This window comes from Kitasatospora sp. NPDC002543 (assembly GCF_053594915.1).
Window position 1 is genome coordinate 1 of the sequence record NZ_JBSFWR010000051.1, and the last position, 17,890, is coordinate 17,890.

Sequence of the window (17,890 nt, forward strand, 5' to 3'; positions counted from 1 at the left end):
CGATCTCTCGCCGCCGGCATCGGCGAGCAGGACGCCCGCGAACTGGCCGGCACCGTGATCAGCACCCTGGAGGGCGCCGAGCTCGCCGCCCAGGCCCAGCCCGGGGCACCGCTGTCTTTCGCCACCTCCCGAAGCGCCCGCTACTTCCTGGACTGCCACTGCGGGCCGGTGGCGATCGCCCGCAGCTGCGCGTCGGTCAGCGGCGACTCGCCCTTGGGCATCAGCGAGACCAGGACCTCCAGACCGTCCGGCCGCATCGCGTACATGACCAGCACGCCCGTCGGGGCCTTGGCCATCGCGGGGTTCACCAGGAGCTTCGTCCCGTCCGGCAGGGTCTCCGCGTCCCGGTACGCCTCCGACGGCCGGCCGTCGGGGTCCTTCGCCCAGTTCTTGACCGTCAGCGACAGGGTCCCGGTCCGCCCGCCCCCGGCCAGCTCGAAGTCCGACCGCAGCGACCGGATGTTGCGGTCGGTCACGCTCACCCCGGCGGGCAGCAGCCCGGTCAGGACGGACTCGCGCTCCTGCAGCGACAGGCCCGGGTCGATCGCCTCGTCGTCGACGCCGTCGAACTTGACGGCCGCGACGACCCGGTCCCAGGACTTGTCCGTCACGACGGCCTTCAGCTGGTCCAGCGTGAGCGGCGGGTTGGGCCGGCTGTCCGGCGCGTCCTTCTCCTGGGGCGAGTTCCACTCGCTGAGGCCGATCAGCCCGCCGTCCGGACGGGCCAGCTCGGCGCGCCACTCCTTGGTGGTGGCCCGGTGGTCCGGGTATTCGTAGCCCTGGGTGAGCATGAGCTTCGACCCGTCCGGCAGGGTGGTGACGGCGCAGGAGTCCAGCGAGGCCGCCTTCAGGTTGGACGGGCAGGTCTGCGGCTGGACGTCCTTCGGGCGGTGCTTCTGGACGCTGAGGCCCAGCAGCGATCCGCCCTGGCCGTCGTCGAGGACCAGGCTGGCGTTGACGAAGCTGCCCCCGTTCTCGTCGGTCCCGTGCCCCTTGGCGTCGGACACCTGGCCCTTGGGCAGCAGGGCCCGGAGGGTGGCGACCATCTCGTCCCCGGTGACCACCGCCGGGGCGGAGGACTTCACCGAGGTCGGGGTGGCCGAGGCGGCGGCGTCGGCACTGCCGGCGGTGCCGGCACCGGACGCCGGGGCGGAGGCCGCGCTCACCGTGCCCGCGCCCTTCGGGCCCGCCGCGCCCAGGTACACCGCACCGGTGCCCACCAGGGCCAGCGCGGCCGCGCCGCCCACCACGGCGGCGGTCGAGCGGCGGCGCCAGCGGCCGCGGCCCCGCCGGTAGCCGCCCGCGACCAGGTCGGCCTGGTCGGCACGGAAGCCTTCACCCGTACGGGTGAGGGCATAGAGAAGATCGTCCTCGAACTTGTCCGGTTCGGACATGGGTGTTCACCGTCTCCTTGCGTCGCGGGTTGCGAGAGAAGTTCCCCTGCGGCCGACGGCACCGGCCTCGGTCGCATCGGCACCGGCCTCGGTCGCATCGGCACCGGCCTCGGCGGCCACCGGCCTCGGTCGCATCGGCTTCGACCTCGGCGGCATCCGCCTCAGCGGCCGGCCAGCTCGGCCAACGAGTCGCCGAGCAGGGTGCGCAGCCGGGCCAGGGCCCGGGTGGTACGGGTGCGGACGGCCCCGGAGGAGACCCGCATGACCTCGGCGGTCTGCTCGATGCTGCGGTCCTCCCAGTAGCGCAGCACCAGGACCGCCCGGTCCTTGGGAGGCATCCGGCCGAGCGCGTCGAGGAGGGTCAGCCGCAGGGTGCGGTCGGTCTCCTGCCCGGCCGGCTCCGGCAGCGCGTCGCTGGGGCGCTCGCTGCTGGAACGACGGCGCTGCTGCGCGAGGAAGGTGCGCACCATGACCGTGTGGGTGTAGGCCGCCGGGTTGTCGATCCGGCCGCGGCCGGTGAAGGCGCTGCGCCGCCACAGCACGTACATCCGGCTGAGGGCCTCCTGCACGAGGTCCTCGGCGTAGTGGGTGTCGCCGCTGGTCAGCAGGCAGGCCGAGCGGTACAGGTGCCCGGTCCGGCCGGAGACGAGTTCCAGGAACTCCGCGTCCTTGGCCTCCCGGCCCGCCCCGATCCACCCCATGCGCCCTGCCCCCCGCGGTCCGCCCTGCCCGACACCTCATCGATGCGGCGGACGGGCGGCGGTGTTACAGGGGTCCGGCGGATTCCCCGGGCGCCCGGTCCGAGCGGTCCCGGGCGGCGGGGCCGGGCGGCGGCCCCGGGCGGGTCAGCCGGCCGACTTGCGCCGGTGGTCGCGCAGCACCACGCCGCCGCCGACCAGCAGCGCGACCAGCAGCGCCCCGATGCCGAGGACGTACGTCGCGGTGCGGCCGTCACGGTCGGCCTGGGTCTCGCCGAGGCCCACCGGGCGCGGCACGATCGGCGCGGCGGCGAGCTGGACCGGGGCGTCCGGGGTGGGCGCGAAGGGCGCGTCGGCCGGGGCCTTGGTGACGGCCCTCACCGGGTCCACCACGCCCCAGCCGATGAACGTGTCCGGGTCCCGCTGGGTGCGCTGCGCGGTCTGCTCGATCCAGGCCCGCACCTGGGCCGCCTTCCAGGTCGGGTGGGCACCCCTCAGCAGCGCGGCGAGCCCGGAGACGTACGGGGCGGCGAAGCTGGTGCCGTTGTCCACGCACTGGCCGCTCCCGGGCACGGTGGACAGCATGTCGACACCGGGCGCGGCGACCTTCACGAAGCCGCCGTACTGGGAGAACGGTGCCCGTTCGTTGTTGCGGTCGGAGGCGCCGACGGCCAGCACGGTCGGGAAGGCGCCCGGGTAGGTGTCGCCCTCCTTGCCGTCGTTGCCGGTGGAGGCGACCACCACGGCGTCGCGCGCCTCGGCGTAGTCGATGGCGGCCTTCAGCTCCTGGTAGCCGCCGAAGCGGGCGTCGCCCGCGCCGCGCACGTCCTGGGAGATGTTGATGACCCTGGCGCCCTTGTCGACCGCTTCCCTGATCGCCTGGACGAGGGTGGAGACGTCGCCGTTGCCGTCGCTGTCGTTCTGCCGGATCGACAGGATCCGGGCGTCGGGGGCCAGCCCGACGAAGCCGGTGGCCGGGCTGACCCGGGCGGCGATGATGCCCGCCACCTTGGTGCCGTGGCCGACCGGGTCGGTCACCGAGTCGCCCTCGATCGGCTTCTTGGTCTCCCGGTCGACCAGCAGGTTGGAGCCGGCGTCGACCTTGTCGGTCAACTGCGGGTTGTGCTTGTCCACACCGGTGTCGATGACCGCGACCGTCACGCCCGCGCCGGTGGTCCTCCCGTCCTGCCACAGCTCGTTGAGCAGCAGGCGCTGCAGCGACCACGGCACGGTCTTCACGTCGGGCGCGGGCTTGGGGCAGTCACCGGCCGCGGCCAGACCGGGGCCGCTCTCGGCGTACGCCGGGGCGGCGAGCGGCCCGCCCAGCACCGTGAGCGCGGCGAGCGCCGCGGCCGCCTTCCGGTACCCGTGTCGGGACACCCTGCCACCCCTCATGTCGTCCACCCGTGTCGCGCGTCGGGGGCGGGCCCCGGAATCCGGGTACCCGCCCCCTGTCGTTCCCTGAGGAACCCGAACGTCAGCCCCAGAGCTTGGCGTTGGCGTCCTCGGTCGACTTGTAGCTCTGCGCGGCCTTGTCCAGCGAACCGGCGATCTGCGTGCAGACCTGCTGGAGGTCGGCGGCGCGGGCGTCCCACTGGGCCTGGTGGGCCTGGTAGCCCTGCTGGGCGGCGCCCTGCCAGCTGGAGGCGATGCGCGTGACGTTGCCCTTGAGGTCGTTCAGCAGGTGGTCGATGCGCGCCGCCGAGGCCTTGACCTCCTCGGACGCCGTGTGGACGGTCTGGAAGTTGACGAGAATGTGGTCGGACACGTTGTCTCCCTGGGCGAGGGGCGGAGCGCCACACGATCGGTGACGGGCGCTCCGCGGAGCGGTGGATCGGGGCGGGACGGCGGTCGGCTCGGGTCCGGGGATCGGCGCGGGTGCGCGGATCAGCCCTGGGCCGAGGAGAACATCGCCTTCTGCTCCTCTTCGGTGCTCGCGTAGTGCTTGGTGGTCAGCTCGATCGCGTGCTTGATCGCGTTCAGCGACTCCTTGAGCTTCGCGATGTCCTCGTTCACCTTGTTCTGCAGGCTCGCGTAGGCCGACGCGGCCTGGCCCTGCCAGCCGCTGGTGATGCCGGAGACCGTGCTGATCAGCTTGGTCCGCTCAGCCTCGATCTTGCCGATGGCCTCTTCGATCTGCTTGGCGAACGCCAGCATCTCCTGTGCGGTCATCGTGAACTGACCCTGAGCCATGCTCCACCGTCCCCCATGAGACAACATTTGCGTGTACGGAGGGCCCTAGGGGCCGACCGCCGCATCACACCGGTGTGATGTCCAGCAGCACTGTAGTCGGCACACGCAGCTCGCCCAACACCGATCACCCGGTAGTTACCAGACCATGACACTGAGGCCAATTCGGTTGCCGCGCTTGGCCGGTCAGGCGTTCCAGGGCTCCCGATCAGGCGTTCCGGGGCTCCCGGCCAGGCCTTCTGCGGCCTTCCGGTCAGGCGTTCTGGGGCTGGACGGCGCTCTTCGCCGTCAACGGCGGACCGGCCGGCACCAGGTTCGACCACTCCTTCGGGACCGGCAGCGGCTGGACCCCCTGGTAGCCCAACCGGGCCTGGTTGCCGCCCGGTTCGTCCTGCGGCCGGCCCGGCTCCTGGGACGGCTCCCCGGGGGCGGGCGTCGCGGCGGGCTGCGCGGTCGCCGGCTTCGCGGGCGCGCTCTGGCCGGGCTGCGGCGTGGCGGTGGGGCGCCGGCCGCCGTCGCCGTTGGACGGCACCGAGTAGCGCAACCCGGTCTCGGTGATCAGGAAGTCGGTCCCGGAGCCGGCCGCCGAGTTGTCCAACGAGCGGTAGAACAGCCCGTGACCGGGGGTCACGTACGCGGCCCCGGCACCGTTGTCGTAGGGAGCGGGGTAGGACGTCCAGGCCCAGACGCTGCGCTTGGCCGTGACACCGTCCGCGGCCACGCCGTCGTAGGTGCTGCACACCACCATCCGGGCGTCCTGGCGGTCCTGCCAGTTGTTCACCGGCGCACCGGTCCTCAGCGGCCAGTCCGCCGCGGTGCCCTTCAGCGGGACGTCGCCGCCCCACTGGGCGTTGTCCGCCGGGATCATCTCGTCGCTGCGCGGCTTCTTGTCCTGGTCGTACTTGTAGAGCATCTGGTACGCCGGGTTCTGCCGGATCAGCTCCGCCTGGAACGGGGTGACCAGGTAGAGCTGGTCCTTCCCGACCACGTAGTGGCGGTCCTGGTAGTGCACCAGCCGGCCGACCCGCCGGTCGGCCTGGTTGCTCAGCTCCACCTTGGAGTTGGCGCCCGGGCTGTCCGCGACCCCGTCGACCTGCGGGAAGGTGACCGGGGTCGCGTTCACCAGGGTGTCCAGCCAGTCCCGCTTGACCCGCTGCGGCACCGCGTTGGGCCCGAACACCGCGGTGATCAGCGCCTTGCGCTCCTTGTCGTCCGACTGCGGGGAACCGATCTGGTGCTTGCGGCCCTGCGCGTCGACGAGGTACACCGCCGCGCCCGCGGCGGCCGGCTGGCCCGGCGCCGGCGCGGCCGAGATCTGCTGCTCGTCGGCCTGCTGCACCAGCATCAGCTGGTCCGGGCCGAGCATCCGGTCCTTGGCCGCCAGCGCCGCCGCGTCCTCCCCGGCCGCCACGAACACCGCCTGGTTGACGGTCTCCTGCTTGTCGTCCGAGCCCGGGCGGTCGCACACCGCCCACTTCATCGGCTTGCTCGCGTTGTCCGTGGTCGGCAGCTTGTCCGGCGCGTACGGGATGCCGATCGTCGGCCCGTGGTTGGGGTACCGGTCGAGCACCCCGTCGTCCACCACCACGACCTTGGCGCCCGCGGGCAGCACCAGCCGCGCCGAGGACATGTTGAGCACCTGGTGCAGCCGCTTGGTCTTGTTGTCCTGGTCGGTGAGCACCACGTACCGGGTGGTCGACTGCTTGCCCTGGATGATGTTCTTGCCGTCGTCCCACTTCACCGGCGCGCTCGGCTTGAAGACGCCCCAGAGCCCGAAGCCGGCCACGACCACCGCCCCGGCCAGCACGCTCGGCAGCACCGCCTTCACCGGACGCGGCGCGTCCTCGTCGCTGCCGCCGCCGGCGGGCAGCAGGAAGGCGCCCACCGTGCGCTTGCGGGCGAAGGTGTACGCGTTCAGCTCGTCCCGGCGCGATGCCATACCTCGTCGTCCCCCTAGTCAGACGTCGTCGGGCGTTGTCAGACCGCCCTGCCCCGTGATCACCCGCCGGGCACGAACCGGCGCGAACCCTCTACGATGCGGCAGCAGACGGTGAGTACCGTACGGGTACGGTCCGCGACACAGCCAGCCGGGCCGCGGGAACGGATGCAGAGAGGGCCACCGGGGGATGCCAAGCCAGACCGCTCCAGGACGCCGCCGCAGTGCGGGCGGCGGGAGGACGCGCCGGGCCGGCCGGGCGCGGCACGACGCACCGGCGACCGGGACGGAGGCCGCCCGGCCGCAGCCGGCCGGCACCGGGCGCGGTGGTGCCGTCCAGGTCCGGATCAACCCCCGACCGGGGCTGCTCGGCGGGCGGTTGAAGCTCCAGCAGCTCGTCCTGGTCGAGGTCGCGGCGGCCCTGGTCGCGGTCGGCTGGACGATCAGCCGCACCGCCGCGGCCGGCTTCGGCGCCGTCGCCCTGGTGCTGCTGGTGCTCGCGCTCGTCCCGGTGCGCGGCCGCACCCTCCCGGATCTGCTGCGGGTCCGCGCCGCCCTCAAGTCCCGCCGCAGGCAGGCCAGGACGCTGCTGCCGCCGGCCGGCACCGACCCGGCCCTGGCCCCCGCGCTGGAGCTCGAACCGGGGCTGCGCACCTGCACCCACGCCACCGAGGCCGAGTTCGGCGGCCGCCCCGTCCGCCGGGAGACCGGCATGGTCGGCGACGGGACCTTCCTCACCTCGGTCCTGCTCGTCCAGGCCAAGGACCAGCCGCTGCGGCCGGTGCGCACCGCGCTGCCGCTGCCGCTGGACGTGATCTGCTCGGCGCTCACGGTGGACGACATCACCCTGGAGTCGGTGCAGCTGGTCCAGCACACCCAGCCCGCCCCCGCCCAGCACCTGCCCGAGCAGTCGCTGGCCGCCCGCGCCTACCGGGAGCTGCCGGACGGCACCGCCACCCCCGGACTGCGGCTGACCTGGATCGCGCTCAAGCTCGACCCGGAGCGCGCGGCGACCGCCGTCCGGGCCCGCGGCGGCGGCGAGGAGGGCGCCCGCAAGGCGCTGCAGCGGGTCACCGACCAGCTGGCCGGCCGGCTCAACAGCGCCGGCTTCAACGCGACCGTGCTGGACGAGCGCGAGCTGATCGCCGCCCTGGCCATCTCCGCCTGCGCCAACCCGATCGCGGTGGCCGGCCGCCAGGGCACCGGCAGCGGCGGCGGCACCACCCGCCGCACCCAGGAGGGCAACCGGTTCTGGCGGATCGACGACCGCTGGCACACCACGTACTGGGTCTCCCGCTGGCCGCAGCTGAGCCGCCCGGACGGCGCCCCCGGCCGGATCGCCGCGCCGGACCTGGTCAACCTGATCACCGGCTCGCCCGCCCTCGCCAGCACCTTCAGCCTGACCGCCGGGCACGGCACCGGCGGCTCGGTGACGGTCAGCGGGCACCTGCGGGTGACCGGCCGCAACGAGAGCGAGGTCGGCGACATCGGCCGCCAGGTGGAGTCCCGGGCCCAGAGCACCGGGCTCGGCCTGGTCCGGCTCGACCTGGAGCAGGCCCCCGGCATGCTCGCCACCCTGCCGCTCGGAGGGGCTTCCTGATGGCGTACCAGACCTACCCCACGGCGGGCCCCCAGCCCGGCGCCGAGCAGCGCCGGACCCGGCCGCGGGTCCTGCCCGGCTTCGGGCTGCGCGGCCCGCGCCGGGAGAAGCACGTCCTGGAACCGGCCGACCTCGCGGCGCTGGCCTTCCCGGTCGGCGACGACGGCGTGGTGATCGGCGTCGACCCGCAGGGGCTGCCCGCGGTCCTCGGCCTGTTCCGCCCGACCTCGTACGACCTGGTGCTCGTCGGCGGTATGTGGACGGCGCAGGTCATCGCGCTGCGGGCGGCCGCGATCGGCGCCCGGGTCGCGGTGGAGACCGCCCGCGGACAGCTGTGGGGCCCGATGGCCCAGGCCGCCGGCGGCGGCCAGCCGTGCGTGACGATCCACCAGGTCGGCCGACTCGGACCGCAGGGCGCCTCGGTGGCCTCGCCGGTGCTGGTGGTCCGCGACCTCGGCGCCCGCCCGCCGCGCAGCCGGCTCTCCGCCGCGCCCTGGCAGACCACCCTGACCCTGCTGCCCTACCTGGGCCCGAACGCCTCCCGGGTGCTGAACGCGGCCGACCTGGTCGGCGTGCAGCGGATCTCGCCCCAGGAGGCGGAACTGACCGGCCGGGTGCTGTCGCTGCCGCCGGAGGACGTCGCCGCGCTGCCCACCCTCGGCGACGACCTCACCCTGTGGGCGACCCGGATGCGGCGTCAGTACGTACGGGCCGTGGCCGGACAGGCCGAACAGCAGGTGCTGGGCGGGCCGCGCCGGATGGACTGAGCAGCCGCTCGCCGCGCCGGTCGGCCCGGCGGGGAAACGAAGCCGCCTTCAACGGGGGTTGCCGTACGGCCTAGTCTTTGATGCGGCAACGGCACCGCTGAACAAGCGGCGGCGAACACGAGGGAGCCAGAAGTGAGCAGCGATCGGGACGGCGTCTACGTCGGCGACAACGCGGCAGAGGACGACGACGACTGGTCGGACGCGCCTGACTACACTCCCCCGTCCTGGTACGTGCAGACCGAGCCCTCGGCGGCGTCGGCGGCTCCGGCCCCCGGCTCCGCTCCGGCCTCGGCCGACGCCCCGGTGCCCGCCGCCGATCCCGCGCCGGCCCGGCAGACTCCGGCCCAGCAGCCCGCGCCGCCGGCCCAGCCCCAGCAGGCCCAGGCCCAGGCCCAGCCGCCGGTGCCCGACCAGGGCGCCGCCCCGGCGGCCGCCGTCCCCGCTCGGACGCCCGCGCCTGCGCCCGCACCCGCCCCGCCGGTGCAGGCCGAGGCGCAGCACGTCCCGTTCCCGGCGGCCGCCCCGGCTCCGCCGGCCGTCGAGCAGCCGCCGACCGGTGCCCCCGCCTGGCCGGTGCCGGAGGCCGCGGCGCAGCCGCCCGCACCCCAGCCGCAGCCGTACCCGGCGCCCGCCGCGGCCGGACTGCCGGGGCAGCCCGCCCACCCCGTTCAGCCGGTTCAGCCGCAGGACTTCGCGCAGCCGCCGGTCCAGCAGGCCCAGCCGCAACACCCCCAGCACCCCCAGGATCCGCAGGGCGCGCCGCCGGCCTGGGACCCGCAGGCCGCGTGGGCGGCCCAGCAGGCCCAGCAGGCCCCCCAGGCCCAGCCTCCGCAGCCGGCCCCACAGGCCGCCGTGCCGCCGCAGCCCGGCCCGGCGGCACCGCAGCCCGGCCCGGTGGACCCGCGCCAGGGCGGCTGGCCGCAGCCCGCCGCGTACCAGCAGCCGGTCCCGCCGCAGCCCGGCCCGCAGGCCCCGCCCGGCTTCCCGCAGCCCGGACAGCCGCAGCCGGGGCAGGCCTGGCACCAGCAGCCCCAGGGCCCGCAGCCCAGCGCCTTCCAGCAGTCCGCCGCCCCGCAGCAGACCGCGCACGGCGCGCCGCTCGGCTACACCGCCGCCGTCGAGCTGTCCTCGGACCGGCTGCTGCGCAGCCAGCCCAAGCAGCAGCGCCAGCAGCCGCGCTTCCAGTTCGGCGGCAAGGCCGCGGCGGCCGAGAAGGCCCGCAAGCTGGAGATCATCCGCACGCCGGTGCTGAGCTGCTACCGGATCGCGGTGATCAGCCTCAAGGGCGGCGTCGGCAAGACCACGACCACCACGGCGCTCGGCGCGACCCTGGCCAGTGAGCGCCAGGACAAGGTGATCGCGATCGACGCCAACCCGGACGCCGGCACCCTGGGCCGCCGGGTCAAGCGCCAGACCGGCGCGACCATCCGCGACCTGGTGACGGCCATCCCGCACCTGCGCAGCTACATGGACATCCGTCAGTTCACCTCGCAGGACCTGAACTCGGGCCTGGAGATCCTGGCGAACGACGTCGACCCGGCGGTGTCGACCACCTTCAACGACTCGGACTACCGCCAGGTGATCGACGTGCTGGGCCGCCAGTACCCGATCATCCTGACCGACTCCGGCACCGGCCTGCTGTACAGCGCGATGCGCGGGGTGCTGGACCTGGCCGACCAGCTGATCATCGTCTCCACCCCCAGCGTGGACGGCGCCTCCAGTGCCTCGACCACCCTGGACTGGCTCTCCGCGCACGGCTACGCGGACCTGGTGCAGCGCAGCATCACGGTGGTCTCCGGGGTGCGCGAGACCAGCAAGATGATCAAGGTCGAGGACATCGTCGCGCACTTCCAGACCCGCTGCCGCGGCGTGATCGTGGTGCCGTTCGACGAGAGCCTGGCGGCCGGCGCCGAGGTCAACCTCGACATGATGCGGCCCAAGGTCCGGGAGGCCTACTTCGAGCTGGCCACCCTGGTCGGCGAGGACATCGCCCGGGCCCAGCAGGCCGCCGCCCAGCAGTCCGGCTGGCAGCAGCAGGCACAGCCGGGCTACCCGCAGCAGGGCGGCCAGCCGCAGCCGTACGCCGACCCCCAGCAGCCCCCGTCCTACCCGCAGCAGGCCGGCCCGCCCGCCCCCGGCGCTCCGTGGGCGCCGCAGCCCGGCCAGGCCCCGCCGCCCCCGCCCGGGTACGGCTACCCCCAGCAGCCCGCGCCCGGGGCGCCCTGGCCGCAGCAGCCGGGGCCGGGGTACGGCTACGGCTACCCGCCGCAGGCACCCCGGCAGTGAGACGGCGGAAGGGGCCCACCGACACCAGGTCGGTGGGCCCCTTCCGCCGTCGCGGCGCCGGCCGCCCTCGGTCAGATGCCGTCGGTCAGCTCGCGGGCCCGCTTGACGTCGTCGGCCATCCGGTCGAGCAGCGCGTCGATGGAGTCGAACTTCTCCATCCCGCGCAGGTAGGCGAGGAAGTCCACGGCCACGTGCATCCCGTACAGGTCCAGGCCGACCCGGTCGATGGCGTAGGCCTCCACGGTGCGGGCCGTGCCGTCGAAGGTCGGGTTGGTGCCGACCGAGATGGCCGCGGGCATCCGCTCGCCGTCCGCGGTCAGCCACCCCGCGTACACGCCGTCGGCCGGGATCGCGCTGTGCGGCACGGTCTCGACGTTGGCGGTCGGGTAGCCCAGCTCGCGGCCGCGCTGGGCGCCGCGCACCACCTCGCCCTCGACCCGGTGCGGGCGGCCCAGCACCTCGTTGGCGCCGGCCATGTCCCCGGTCTCCACCAGTCGGCGGGTGAGGCTCGACGAGAAAGGCTCGCCGTCCCCCGCCGTGCCGCACACCTGGAGGTCGACCACCTCGACCTCGAAGTCGTCCGCCCGGCCCAGCTCGCCGAGCAGCGCGACGTCCCCGGCGGCCCGGTGCCCGAAGCGGAAGTTGGGGCCCTCGATGACGACCCGCGCGTGCAGCGCGTCCACCAGGACCTGCCGGACGAAGGTCTCCGGGGACTCCTGGGAGAACGCGGTGGTGAACGGCAGCACCAGCACCGCGTCCACGCCCAGCTCCGCGATCAGCTCGGCACGGCGCGGGTGCGGCGCGAGCAGCGGCGGGTGGCTGCCCGGGCGGATGACCTCGCGCGGGTGCGGGTCGAAGGTCACCACGACCGACGGGATGCCGAGTTCGCGGGCCCGCTCGACCGCCTTCCCGATGATCAGCTGATGTCCGCGGTGCACCCCGTCGAACGAGCCGATGGTGACGACGCTGCGTCCCCAGTCCCCGGGGATCTCCTCCAGGCCACGCCAGCGCTGCACCTGACCGCTCCTTGTTCCGTACGGTGCGTACCCTCTGTACGCTCAAACGCTCAAAACCCGAACCCCTATAGCGTGCCATGCGCCTGCCCCGGCTCAGGCACCGGAATACGGGTTGGGCCCACCCGGGGGCCCCGCCGCCCGCCGGGAGACGGCCCGCTCGGCCTCCCCGGCGGCGTGCCCGAGGTCCCGTCCGGCGGCCGCCAGGGCCTGCGTCCGGCCCGGCCGGGGCCCGTCCGGAGCGGTCCGCACGGGGCCGGACGGCCACCGGGCGAGCAGCCCGGCGAAGGCCGCCGACCGCCCGGCGCAGCGCGCCAGCAGCTCGTCCGCGCCCGGCAGGACGGGGACGGTACGGGCCAGCACCGCCCGGGCCCGGGCGGGGTGCTCGGCCGCGCAGTGCTCGGCGAGCCGCTCCACCACGGCGGTCAGCACCGCCGGGTCCGCCTCGGCGGCGAGCAGGGCGTCCAGCAGTTCGCAGCGCAGCGCGTCCGCCGCCGGGTCGGCCACCGGGACGGACAGCACCTCGGCGAACGGCCGCCGGACCGCCGCGCTGCGGGCGGCCAGCGCGGCGCCGAGCAGCACCCGCAGCTCCGGCCGACCGGCCTGACCGACCCCGGCGGGGCGCGCCAGCCGACGGCCGAGGTAGTCGACGGCGACCGGACCGGCCGATCCCCCGTCCCCGCGCAGCAGCCCGACGGCCAGCTCGGCGCCGCACCGCACGGCGGCCGGGGCGGTGGCGTCGGCGAGCACCCGCAGCGTCTCGGCGAGGGCCGCGCCGGGGGCGGCCGCCCGGTCGGCGAGCGCGGCCACGACGGCCTGCGGGTCGCTCTCCAGGGCCGGGGCGAGCGCCCGCGGGGTGAGGAAGGCGTCGCCGCCGGCCCGGAACCGGGCGAGCGCGGCCGGCAGGTACGCGGCGCGGGTCGCCGGGTCGCCGACCAGCAGCGCCAGCGCGGCCCCGTGCAGACCGGGCTCGTCCTCCCGGCCGAGCAGGGTCAGCGCGGCGTACCGCAGCAGCTCGGCCCCGGCCCCGGAGGCGTACGGGGCCACGCGCAGCGCGTGCACGGCCGCCGCGACGTGCCGCTCGGGCCGCCGGTCGTGGCTCCAGCGGTCCACCGCCCGGCAGAGCGCGGACGGCTCCTCGGCGGCGAGGACGGTGAGCAGCGCGTCCGCCCCCGGGTGCGCGGCGGCCGCCAGCGCGTCGGCCAACTCGTCCAGGGCGAGCCGGCGGTGGGCGTGCAGCAGCTCGTGGGCGAGGTCGGCGACCGTGCGGCCGGGGCGGCCGGGCAGGCCGCGCGCGTCCTCGAACCAGGCGCAGAGCAGCGGGAACACCGCGACCGGGTCGGCGCGCAGCCGCTCGGCCACCACGGCGAGGAAGCGCTGCCCGGGGCCGTCGGCGGTCACCAGGCGGCGCAGCAGGGCGAGTTCGGCTTCGACGGGCAGGCCGAGGCCGGTCCAGAAGGCCGGGCCGAAGCGCCCGAGCCCGGCCGCCGGGAGCGCCACCGCGCCCGCCGCGCCCGCCCGTTCGGCGATCCGGGCCGCCAACTGCTCCAGCAGGGCCCGGTGTTCGGCCCGGTCCGGGCTGGCGGCCAGGCCCGCGACGAGCAGCCGGGCCGCCCACCACGCCGGTTCGCTGCCCGGCGGGCGCAGGTCGAGGGCGCGCCAGATCCGGTGCAGCCACGGGTCCAGCGCGCCGGCGCCCCAGGTCTCGGCCACCCGGCGCAGCGCGGCGGCGACCGGGCCGATCCGGTGCCGGGGGACGGCGCTCGCCCCCGCGGCCGATGCCCCCGCCGGACGGCGGCCCGCGGGCTCCTCGCCCTCCTCGGCGGGCCAGGGCGGGGTGTCCTCGGCCTCGCCGAGCAGCAGTCGCAACGCCACGTCCAGGTCGAGGTGCCGGCCCTGCAGCCAGTCCGCGAACTCCCCGTGCGCGAAACGCAATCCCGGCCCGGCGGGGACGAACAGGCCCTCGGCGAGCACCGCGGTGGCCCAGCCCCCCTCGACCGGGAACAGCTCCTCGAACACGGCCCGGTCCAGCCCGCCGCCCGAGGGGCCGCCCAGCATCCGCCGGGCCGCCTCGTGCACCCGCCCGGCCACCGCCGCCGCGAGCCGGCGCACCCGCCGGTGCCGCGGCCCGGCCGACCGCACCGCGCCCCGGCGGTGGGCACCCGGACGGCGCGGCCGGCCGCCCTCGGCCAGCCGCTGGGCCACCCGCAGGCAACGCAGGTCCAGGAAGGCCTCGAACAGCTCGCTCCGGCGCACCGGCCCGCCGTGCAGCCCCTGCGCCCACAGCTCCCCGGCCAGCCGGACCGCCAGCGGGTGCCGGGCGTCCTCGGCGGCGGCCGGGTGGCCCGGCGGCAGCCCGTACCGGCGGCGCACGCGCTCGGCCGCCTCGGGGGGCAGCGGGCCGAGCCGGTGCCCGGCCAGGCTCGGCCCACCGGGCCCGCGGCCGTCCATCCGCACGGTGGGGGCGCTGCCCAGGCCGCCGTCCGGGTGCGGTTCCCCGGTGCGGCGGGGGCCGGGTGTGCCGATGCCCCAGGCCTCGGCCGCGAGCCGCTCCCACAGCTCCTCCCCGCAGGCCGTCACCAGCCGGGCCCCGCAGCCGGTCAGCCACTGGCCGGCGCCGCGCAGCCAGCGCGCGTCCACCGCCGACGGGGCCTCCTCGGGGCCGTCCAGGACCACCAGCAGCGGCCGGCCCGCCGCCGCGCACAGCGCCGCCACCGGTTCCGGCGCGGGCGCCGGGGTGCCGAGCACGGCCGCCGCGGCGGCCAGCGCGCGTTCCACCGGCTCGGCGAGCGAGCGGTCCCCGGCGCGCAGGTCGGCGCCGCGCAGCCAGAGGGTGGGCAGCGGGTGGGCGGCGTCGGCCCGGCGGGCGGCCAGCGCGGCCAGTTCGGTGGTGCGGCCGCTGCCGGGGGCGCCGACCAGGGCCGTGACGGTCGCGGCCGGTTCGTCCCCGGCGAGGCCGTCCGGCCGGTCCACCCGGTCGGCGGCCAGGTGGGCCACCCGGCCCGGCCCGGCGCCGGCCTCCGCCACCTGGGCGGCGGTCAGCCGCAGCACCCCGGCGAGGTTGAGCGCCGGGCCGTAGCCGGGCACCGCCGCCGCGTTGCTCGCCAGCAGCCCGGCCAGTGCCTCGGCGGCCGCCGTCCCGCCCGGGGGGCCCGTCCCCACCGGCACGGCCGTCAGCGCCCCGCCGTGCCGCGGTTCGCAAGCGGCGGGCGCGGCCAGGGCGACCACCGCCCCGCTACGGGCGTCCAGCACCGGGGAACCGGCCGGCACCGCGATCCCCCCGACCACCGGCACGTCCAGCAGCAGCACCCCGCCGAGCCGGTGCCCGCCGTACGCCGCGCCGGTGACACCGAGCAGCCCGCAGCGCAGCGCGACCACCCGCCCGTCCTCCCCCGCCAGCGCGGGCAGCAGCGCCTCGTGCCCGGCCGCGACGGCGGCCAGCGGCAGCGGCGGCACCGGCAGGCCGCCGAGCGCCTCGGTGGACAGCAGGGCGAGCCCGTGCTCGGGCAGCGGCAGCACGGCGTCCGGGCCGAGCACCCTGGTCTGCCCGCCGGGGGTGTGCAGGACGACCCGGTCCAGTCCGGCCACGCTCTCGTGCGCCGTCAGCACGCTCCCCCGCCGGTCGGCGACGAACCCTAATCCGTGCAGCCGTCCGTTGAGGTCGCGGATCCGCAGCAGGTACCGCCCCGGATCGCCCTCCAGGAACCCCGGCATCTCGTGCCCCCTCGGCCGTCGCTCGCTCGCCGCCGGAAGCCTGCCCGCCGGGGCCGCACCCCGACCGCACCCGCGCCGCTCACCACGGGCGTTCACTCCGTGCGCTCCCTCGTGCGGGTGAAGGGGTGCCGGGAACGCGGAAGCCCCCGTCGGGGTGACTCCCGACGGGGGCTCCGAGCGACGGGGGCTCCGAGCCACGGGGCTCCGAGCGGCAGAAGCCGTCAGCCGACGAAGACCGCGACCGGCTTCGCCTGCCCGGCCTTCTCCTCGACCAGCGCGAGGAAGCGCCCGTCCGGCCCGAACACCGCGATCGGTCCGTCCGCGCCCAACCCGGGCGCCTTCAGCCGGGCACCGTGCGACAGCTTCTGCGCCGAGGCCTCGTCGAGGTCCCAGCGGGGGAAGGCGGCCGCCGCGGCCTCGGCGATCGGCAGCACCTCCAGGCCCGTCGCGGACTCGCCGGTGACCTGGGCCTCCAACTGCTCCAGGGTGCGCGCCGACTCCACCCCGTACGGGCCCACCTTCGTGCGCCGCAGCGCGGTCAGGTGCCCGCCGACGCCCAGTCCGGCGCCCAGGTCCCGGGCCAGCGCCCGGATGTAGGTGCCGGAGGAGCACTCGACGGTGACGTCCAGGTCGATCACCGGGGTGCCGTCCTCGGCGACCGCCGCGCGCTGCTCGTGCACGGTGAAAGAGTGGATCGTGGTCGGCCGGGCCGCGAGCTCGAAGTCCTCGCCCTCGCGCACCCGCGCGTACGAGCGCTTGCCGTCGATCTTGATCGCGCTGACCTTGGACGGCACCTGCATGATCTCGCCGGTGAGCGCCGCGATCCCGGCGTCGATCGCCTCCCGGGTGACGGCGTCGGCCGGGGTCGAGGCGGTGACGTCGCCCTCCCGGTCGTCGGTGACGGTGGTCTGGCCGAGCCGGACGGTCGCCTCGTAGGTCTTGGCGGTGAGCATCAGGTGGCCGAGCAGCCGGGTGGCCCGCTCGACGCCGATCACCAGCACGCCGGTGGCCATCGGGTCCAGGGTGCCGGCGTGCCCGACCTTCCGGGTCCCGGCCAGCCACCGCAGCTTGGCGACGACCCCGTGCGAGGTGATGCCCTCGGGCTTGTCGACGATCACCAGGCCGTCCGGGCCGGTGCCTTTGCGCTTCATCGGGTTCTTTCTCTCAACAACATCAGGGGAGACGATCAACGTACCGGTCGCAGCGCGCCCCGGAACCGCTCGACCACCTCGGCCACGTCCTCGCGGACGCTGAAGCCGGCCGCGAAGACGTGTCCCCCGCCGCCCAGCTCGGCACAGGCCGCGGCGACGTCCACCGCGCCCTTGGAGCGCGAGGAGCCGCGCAGCGTGCCGTCCGGGTCCTGCTTGAGCACCAGCGCCACCTCGGCCTCGGCCGGGCGGCGCAGGATGTCGATCAGGCCCTCGATCTCCTCGACCGTGACGCTGAACAGCGCGAGGTCCTGGTACGGCACCCAGGTCCACACCAGGCCCAGCCCGCCGGCCGCCGCCGGCTCGTAGACGGCCCGGTCGAGCGCGCCCGCGAGCACCTTGAGGTAGCCGAAGGAGGAGGTGTCCCACAGCTGCCGGGAGATCAGGTCGTGCCGGATGCCGGTGGCCAGCAGCCGGCCGGCCAGTTCGTGGGTGGCGGGCGTGGTGGCCCGGTACTTGAACGAGCCGGTGTCGGTGGCGACACCGGTGTAGAGGCAGGTGGCCAGCTCCTGGTCCAGCTCGACGCCGAGCCGGCGCAGCAGTTCGTCGACCAGCACGGCGGTGGCCGGAGCGGTCGGGTCGATCAGCTGGTGGGTGCCGAAGCCCGGGTTGGAGGCGTGGTGGTCGAACACCGCCAGGACGGGCGCGGCGAAGGCCTTGTCGCGCAGCAGGCCGAGCCGGCTCTCCGCGGCCACGTCGAAGCAGAGCACCAGTTCGGGAACGTCCGGCACCTCGGCGGCCGGCACGATCAGCTCCTGGCCGGGCAGGAAGGCCAGCGACTCGGGCACGATCTGCGGGTCGTCGCCGAAGGAGACCCGCACCTGCTTGCCGAGCGCCCGCAGCGCCAGCGCGGCCGCCAGCGAGGAGCCCAGCGCGTCGCCGTCCGGGCAGATGTGGCAGATCAGGTCGATCGAACGGGCCCGCCCGATCTCCGCCACCACCTGCTGCCAGAGCAGTTCGAACCCGGACTCCTCGGTGCGCGGCCCCGGGAGCGCCACGAGGGCACCCTCCACCGTGCTGGTGGAGGACGCCCCCGTGGTCGATCCGGCTCGCGAGGCGGCCTGCGCCGGCTCACCCGCCATGA

General features: G+C 75.8%; 13 protein-coding genes. 3 read left to right on the forward strand and 10 right to left on the reverse strand.

Going from position 1 to position 17,890, the window contains the following annotated elements; translation table 11 throughout:
• Positions 1-140: 140 nt before the first annotated feature.
• The 6 genes from ACWD4P_RS21685 to ACWD4P_RS21710 all read right to left on the reverse strand — a co-directional run bounded on the left by ACWD4P_RS21685 (position 141) and on the right by ACWD4P_RS21710 (position 6,221).
• Positions 141-1,394, reverse strand: coding sequence for a hypothetical protein (locus tag ACWD4P_RS21685; RefSeq protein ID WP_449780669.1), 1,254 nt, complete (start codon positions 1,392-1,394; stop codon positions 141-143).
• Positions 1,395-1,555: 161 nt separating this feature from the next.
• Complete coding sequence (locus ACWD4P_RS21690; RefSeq protein WP_359829760.1) at positions 1,556-2,095, reverse strand: SigE family RNA polymerase sigma factor; 540 nt, start codon at positions 2,093-2,095, stop codon at positions 1,556-1,558.
• 144 nt (positions 2,096-2,239) lie between these two features.
• Positions 2,240-3,487: a type VII secretion-associated serine protease mycosin gene (mycP, locus tag ACWD4P_RS21695; protein WP_449780670.1), complete on the reverse strand. Its 1,248-nt coding sequence runs from the start codon at positions 3,485-3,487 to the stop codon at positions 2,240-2,242.
• 82 nt (positions 3,488-3,569) lie between these two features.
• Entirely contained in the window at positions 3,570-3,860 is a 291-nt protein-coding gene (locus ACWD4P_RS21700; RefSeq protein WP_359829762.1) for a WXG100 family type VII secretion target, read from the reverse strand.
• Positions 3,861-3,979: 119 nt separating this feature from the next.
• Positions 3,980-4,285, reverse strand: a complete 306-nt coding sequence (locus ACWD4P_RS21705; protein WP_359829763.1) for a WXG100 family type VII secretion target — start codon at positions 4,283-4,285, stop codon at positions 3,980-3,982.
• 250 nt (positions 4,286-4,535) lie between these two features.
• Positions 4,536-6,221, reverse strand: a complete 1,686-nt coding sequence (locus ACWD4P_RS21710; protein WP_449780671.1) for a type VII secretion protein EccB — start codon at positions 6,219-6,221, stop codon at positions 4,536-4,538.
• A 187-nt stretch (positions 6,222-6,408) separates the two neighbouring features.
• Here ACWD4P_RS21710 and eccE point away from each other — a divergent pair, with 187 nt between their 5' ends.
• From eccE to ACWD4P_RS21725, 3 genes are all read left to right on the forward strand, one after another.
• Positions 6,409-7,818 (forward strand): type VII secretion protein EccE, encoded by a 1,410-nt coding sequence (gene eccE, locus ACWD4P_RS21715; protein WP_449780672.1) that lies wholly within the window; start codon positions 6,409-6,411, stop codon positions 7,816-7,818.
• The gene (locus tag ACWD4P_RS21720; RefSeq protein ID WP_359829766.1) at positions 7,818-8,585 is read left to right on the forward strand and encodes a hypothetical protein; all 768 of its coding nucleotides are present in this window, start codon (positions 7,818-7,820) and stop codon (positions 8,583-8,585) included. Before eccE ends, ACWD4P_RS21720 begins: the two co-directional genes overlap by 1 nt.
• Before the next feature lie 132 nt (positions 8,586-8,717).
• Entirely contained in the window at positions 8,718-10,871 is a 2,154-nt protein-coding gene (locus ACWD4P_RS21725) for a MinD/ParA family ATP-binding protein (protein ID WP_449780673.1), read from the forward strand.
• A 71-nt stretch (positions 10,872-10,942) separates the two neighbouring features.
• On the opposite strand, the gene ACWD4P_RS21730 is transcribed toward ACWD4P_RS21725, so the two are convergent.
• From ACWD4P_RS21730 to ACWD4P_RS21745, 4 genes are all read right to left on the reverse strand, one after another.
• A complete protein-coding gene (locus ACWD4P_RS21730; protein ID WP_359831001.1) occupies positions 10,943-11,887 on the reverse strand; it encodes a bifunctional riboflavin kinase/FAD synthetase in 945 nt (314 codons plus the stop codon).
• Positions 11,888-11,980: 93 nt separating this feature from the next.
• Positions 11,981-15,598: a serine protease gene (locus ACWD4P_RS21735; protein ID WP_449780674.1), complete on the reverse strand. Its 3,618-nt coding sequence runs from the start codon at positions 15,596-15,598 to the stop codon at positions 11,981-11,983.
• A gap of 221 nt (positions 15,599-15,819) precedes the next feature.
• A complete protein-coding gene (gene truB / locus ACWD4P_RS21740; RefSeq protein WP_359830292.1) occupies positions 15,820-16,749 on the reverse strand; it encodes a tRNA pseudouridine(55) synthase TruB in 930 nt (309 codons plus the stop codon).
• A 35-nt stretch (positions 16,750-16,784) separates the two neighbouring features.
• Complete coding sequence (locus tag ACWD4P_RS21745) at positions 16,785-17,888, reverse strand: DHH family phosphoesterase (protein WP_449780675.1); 1,104 nt, start codon at positions 17,886-17,888, stop codon at positions 16,785-16,787.
• Positions 17,889-17,890 lie beyond the last annotated feature (2 nt).

Coding starts and splice junctions, on each gene's coding strand:
- ACWD4P_RS21690 (WP_359829760.1), bottom strand. CDS start 2,095: ATGGGGTGGATCGGGGCGGGCCGGGAGGCCAAGGACGCGGAGTTCCTG.
- truB (WP_359830292.1), bottom strand. CDS start 16,749: ATGAAGCGCAAAGGCACCGGCCCGGACGGCCTGGTGATCGTCGACAAG.
- eccE (WP_449780672.1), top strand. CDS start 6,409: ATGCCAAGCCAGACCGCTCCAGGACGCCGCCGCAGTGCGGGCGGCGGG.
- ACWD4P_RS21705 (WP_359829763.1), bottom strand. CDS start 4,285: ATGGCTCAGGGTCAGTTCACGATGACCGCACAGGAGATGCTGGCGTTC.
- ACWD4P_RS21685 (WP_449780669.1), bottom strand. CDS start 1,394: ATGTCCGAACCGGACAAGTTCGAGGACGATCTTCTCTATGCCCTCACC.
- mycP (WP_449780670.1), bottom strand. CDS start 3,487: ATGAGGGGTGGCAGGGTGTCCCGACACGGGTACCGGAAGGCGGCCGCG.
- ACWD4P_RS21710 (WP_449780671.1), bottom strand. CDS start 6,221: ATGGCATCGCGCCGGGACGAGCTGAACGCGTACACCTTCGCCCGCAAG.
- ACWD4P_RS21745 (WP_449780675.1), bottom strand. CDS start 17,888: ATGGCGGGTGAGCCGGCGCAGGCCGCCTCGCGAGCCGGATCGACCACG.
- ACWD4P_RS21720 (WP_359829766.1), top strand. CDS start 7,818: ATGGCGTACCAGACCTACCCCACGGCGGGCCCCCAGCCCGGCGCCGAG.
- ACWD4P_RS21735 (WP_449780674.1), bottom strand. CDS start 15,598: ATGCCGGGGTTCCTGGAGGGCGATCCGGGGCGGTACCTGCTGCGGATC.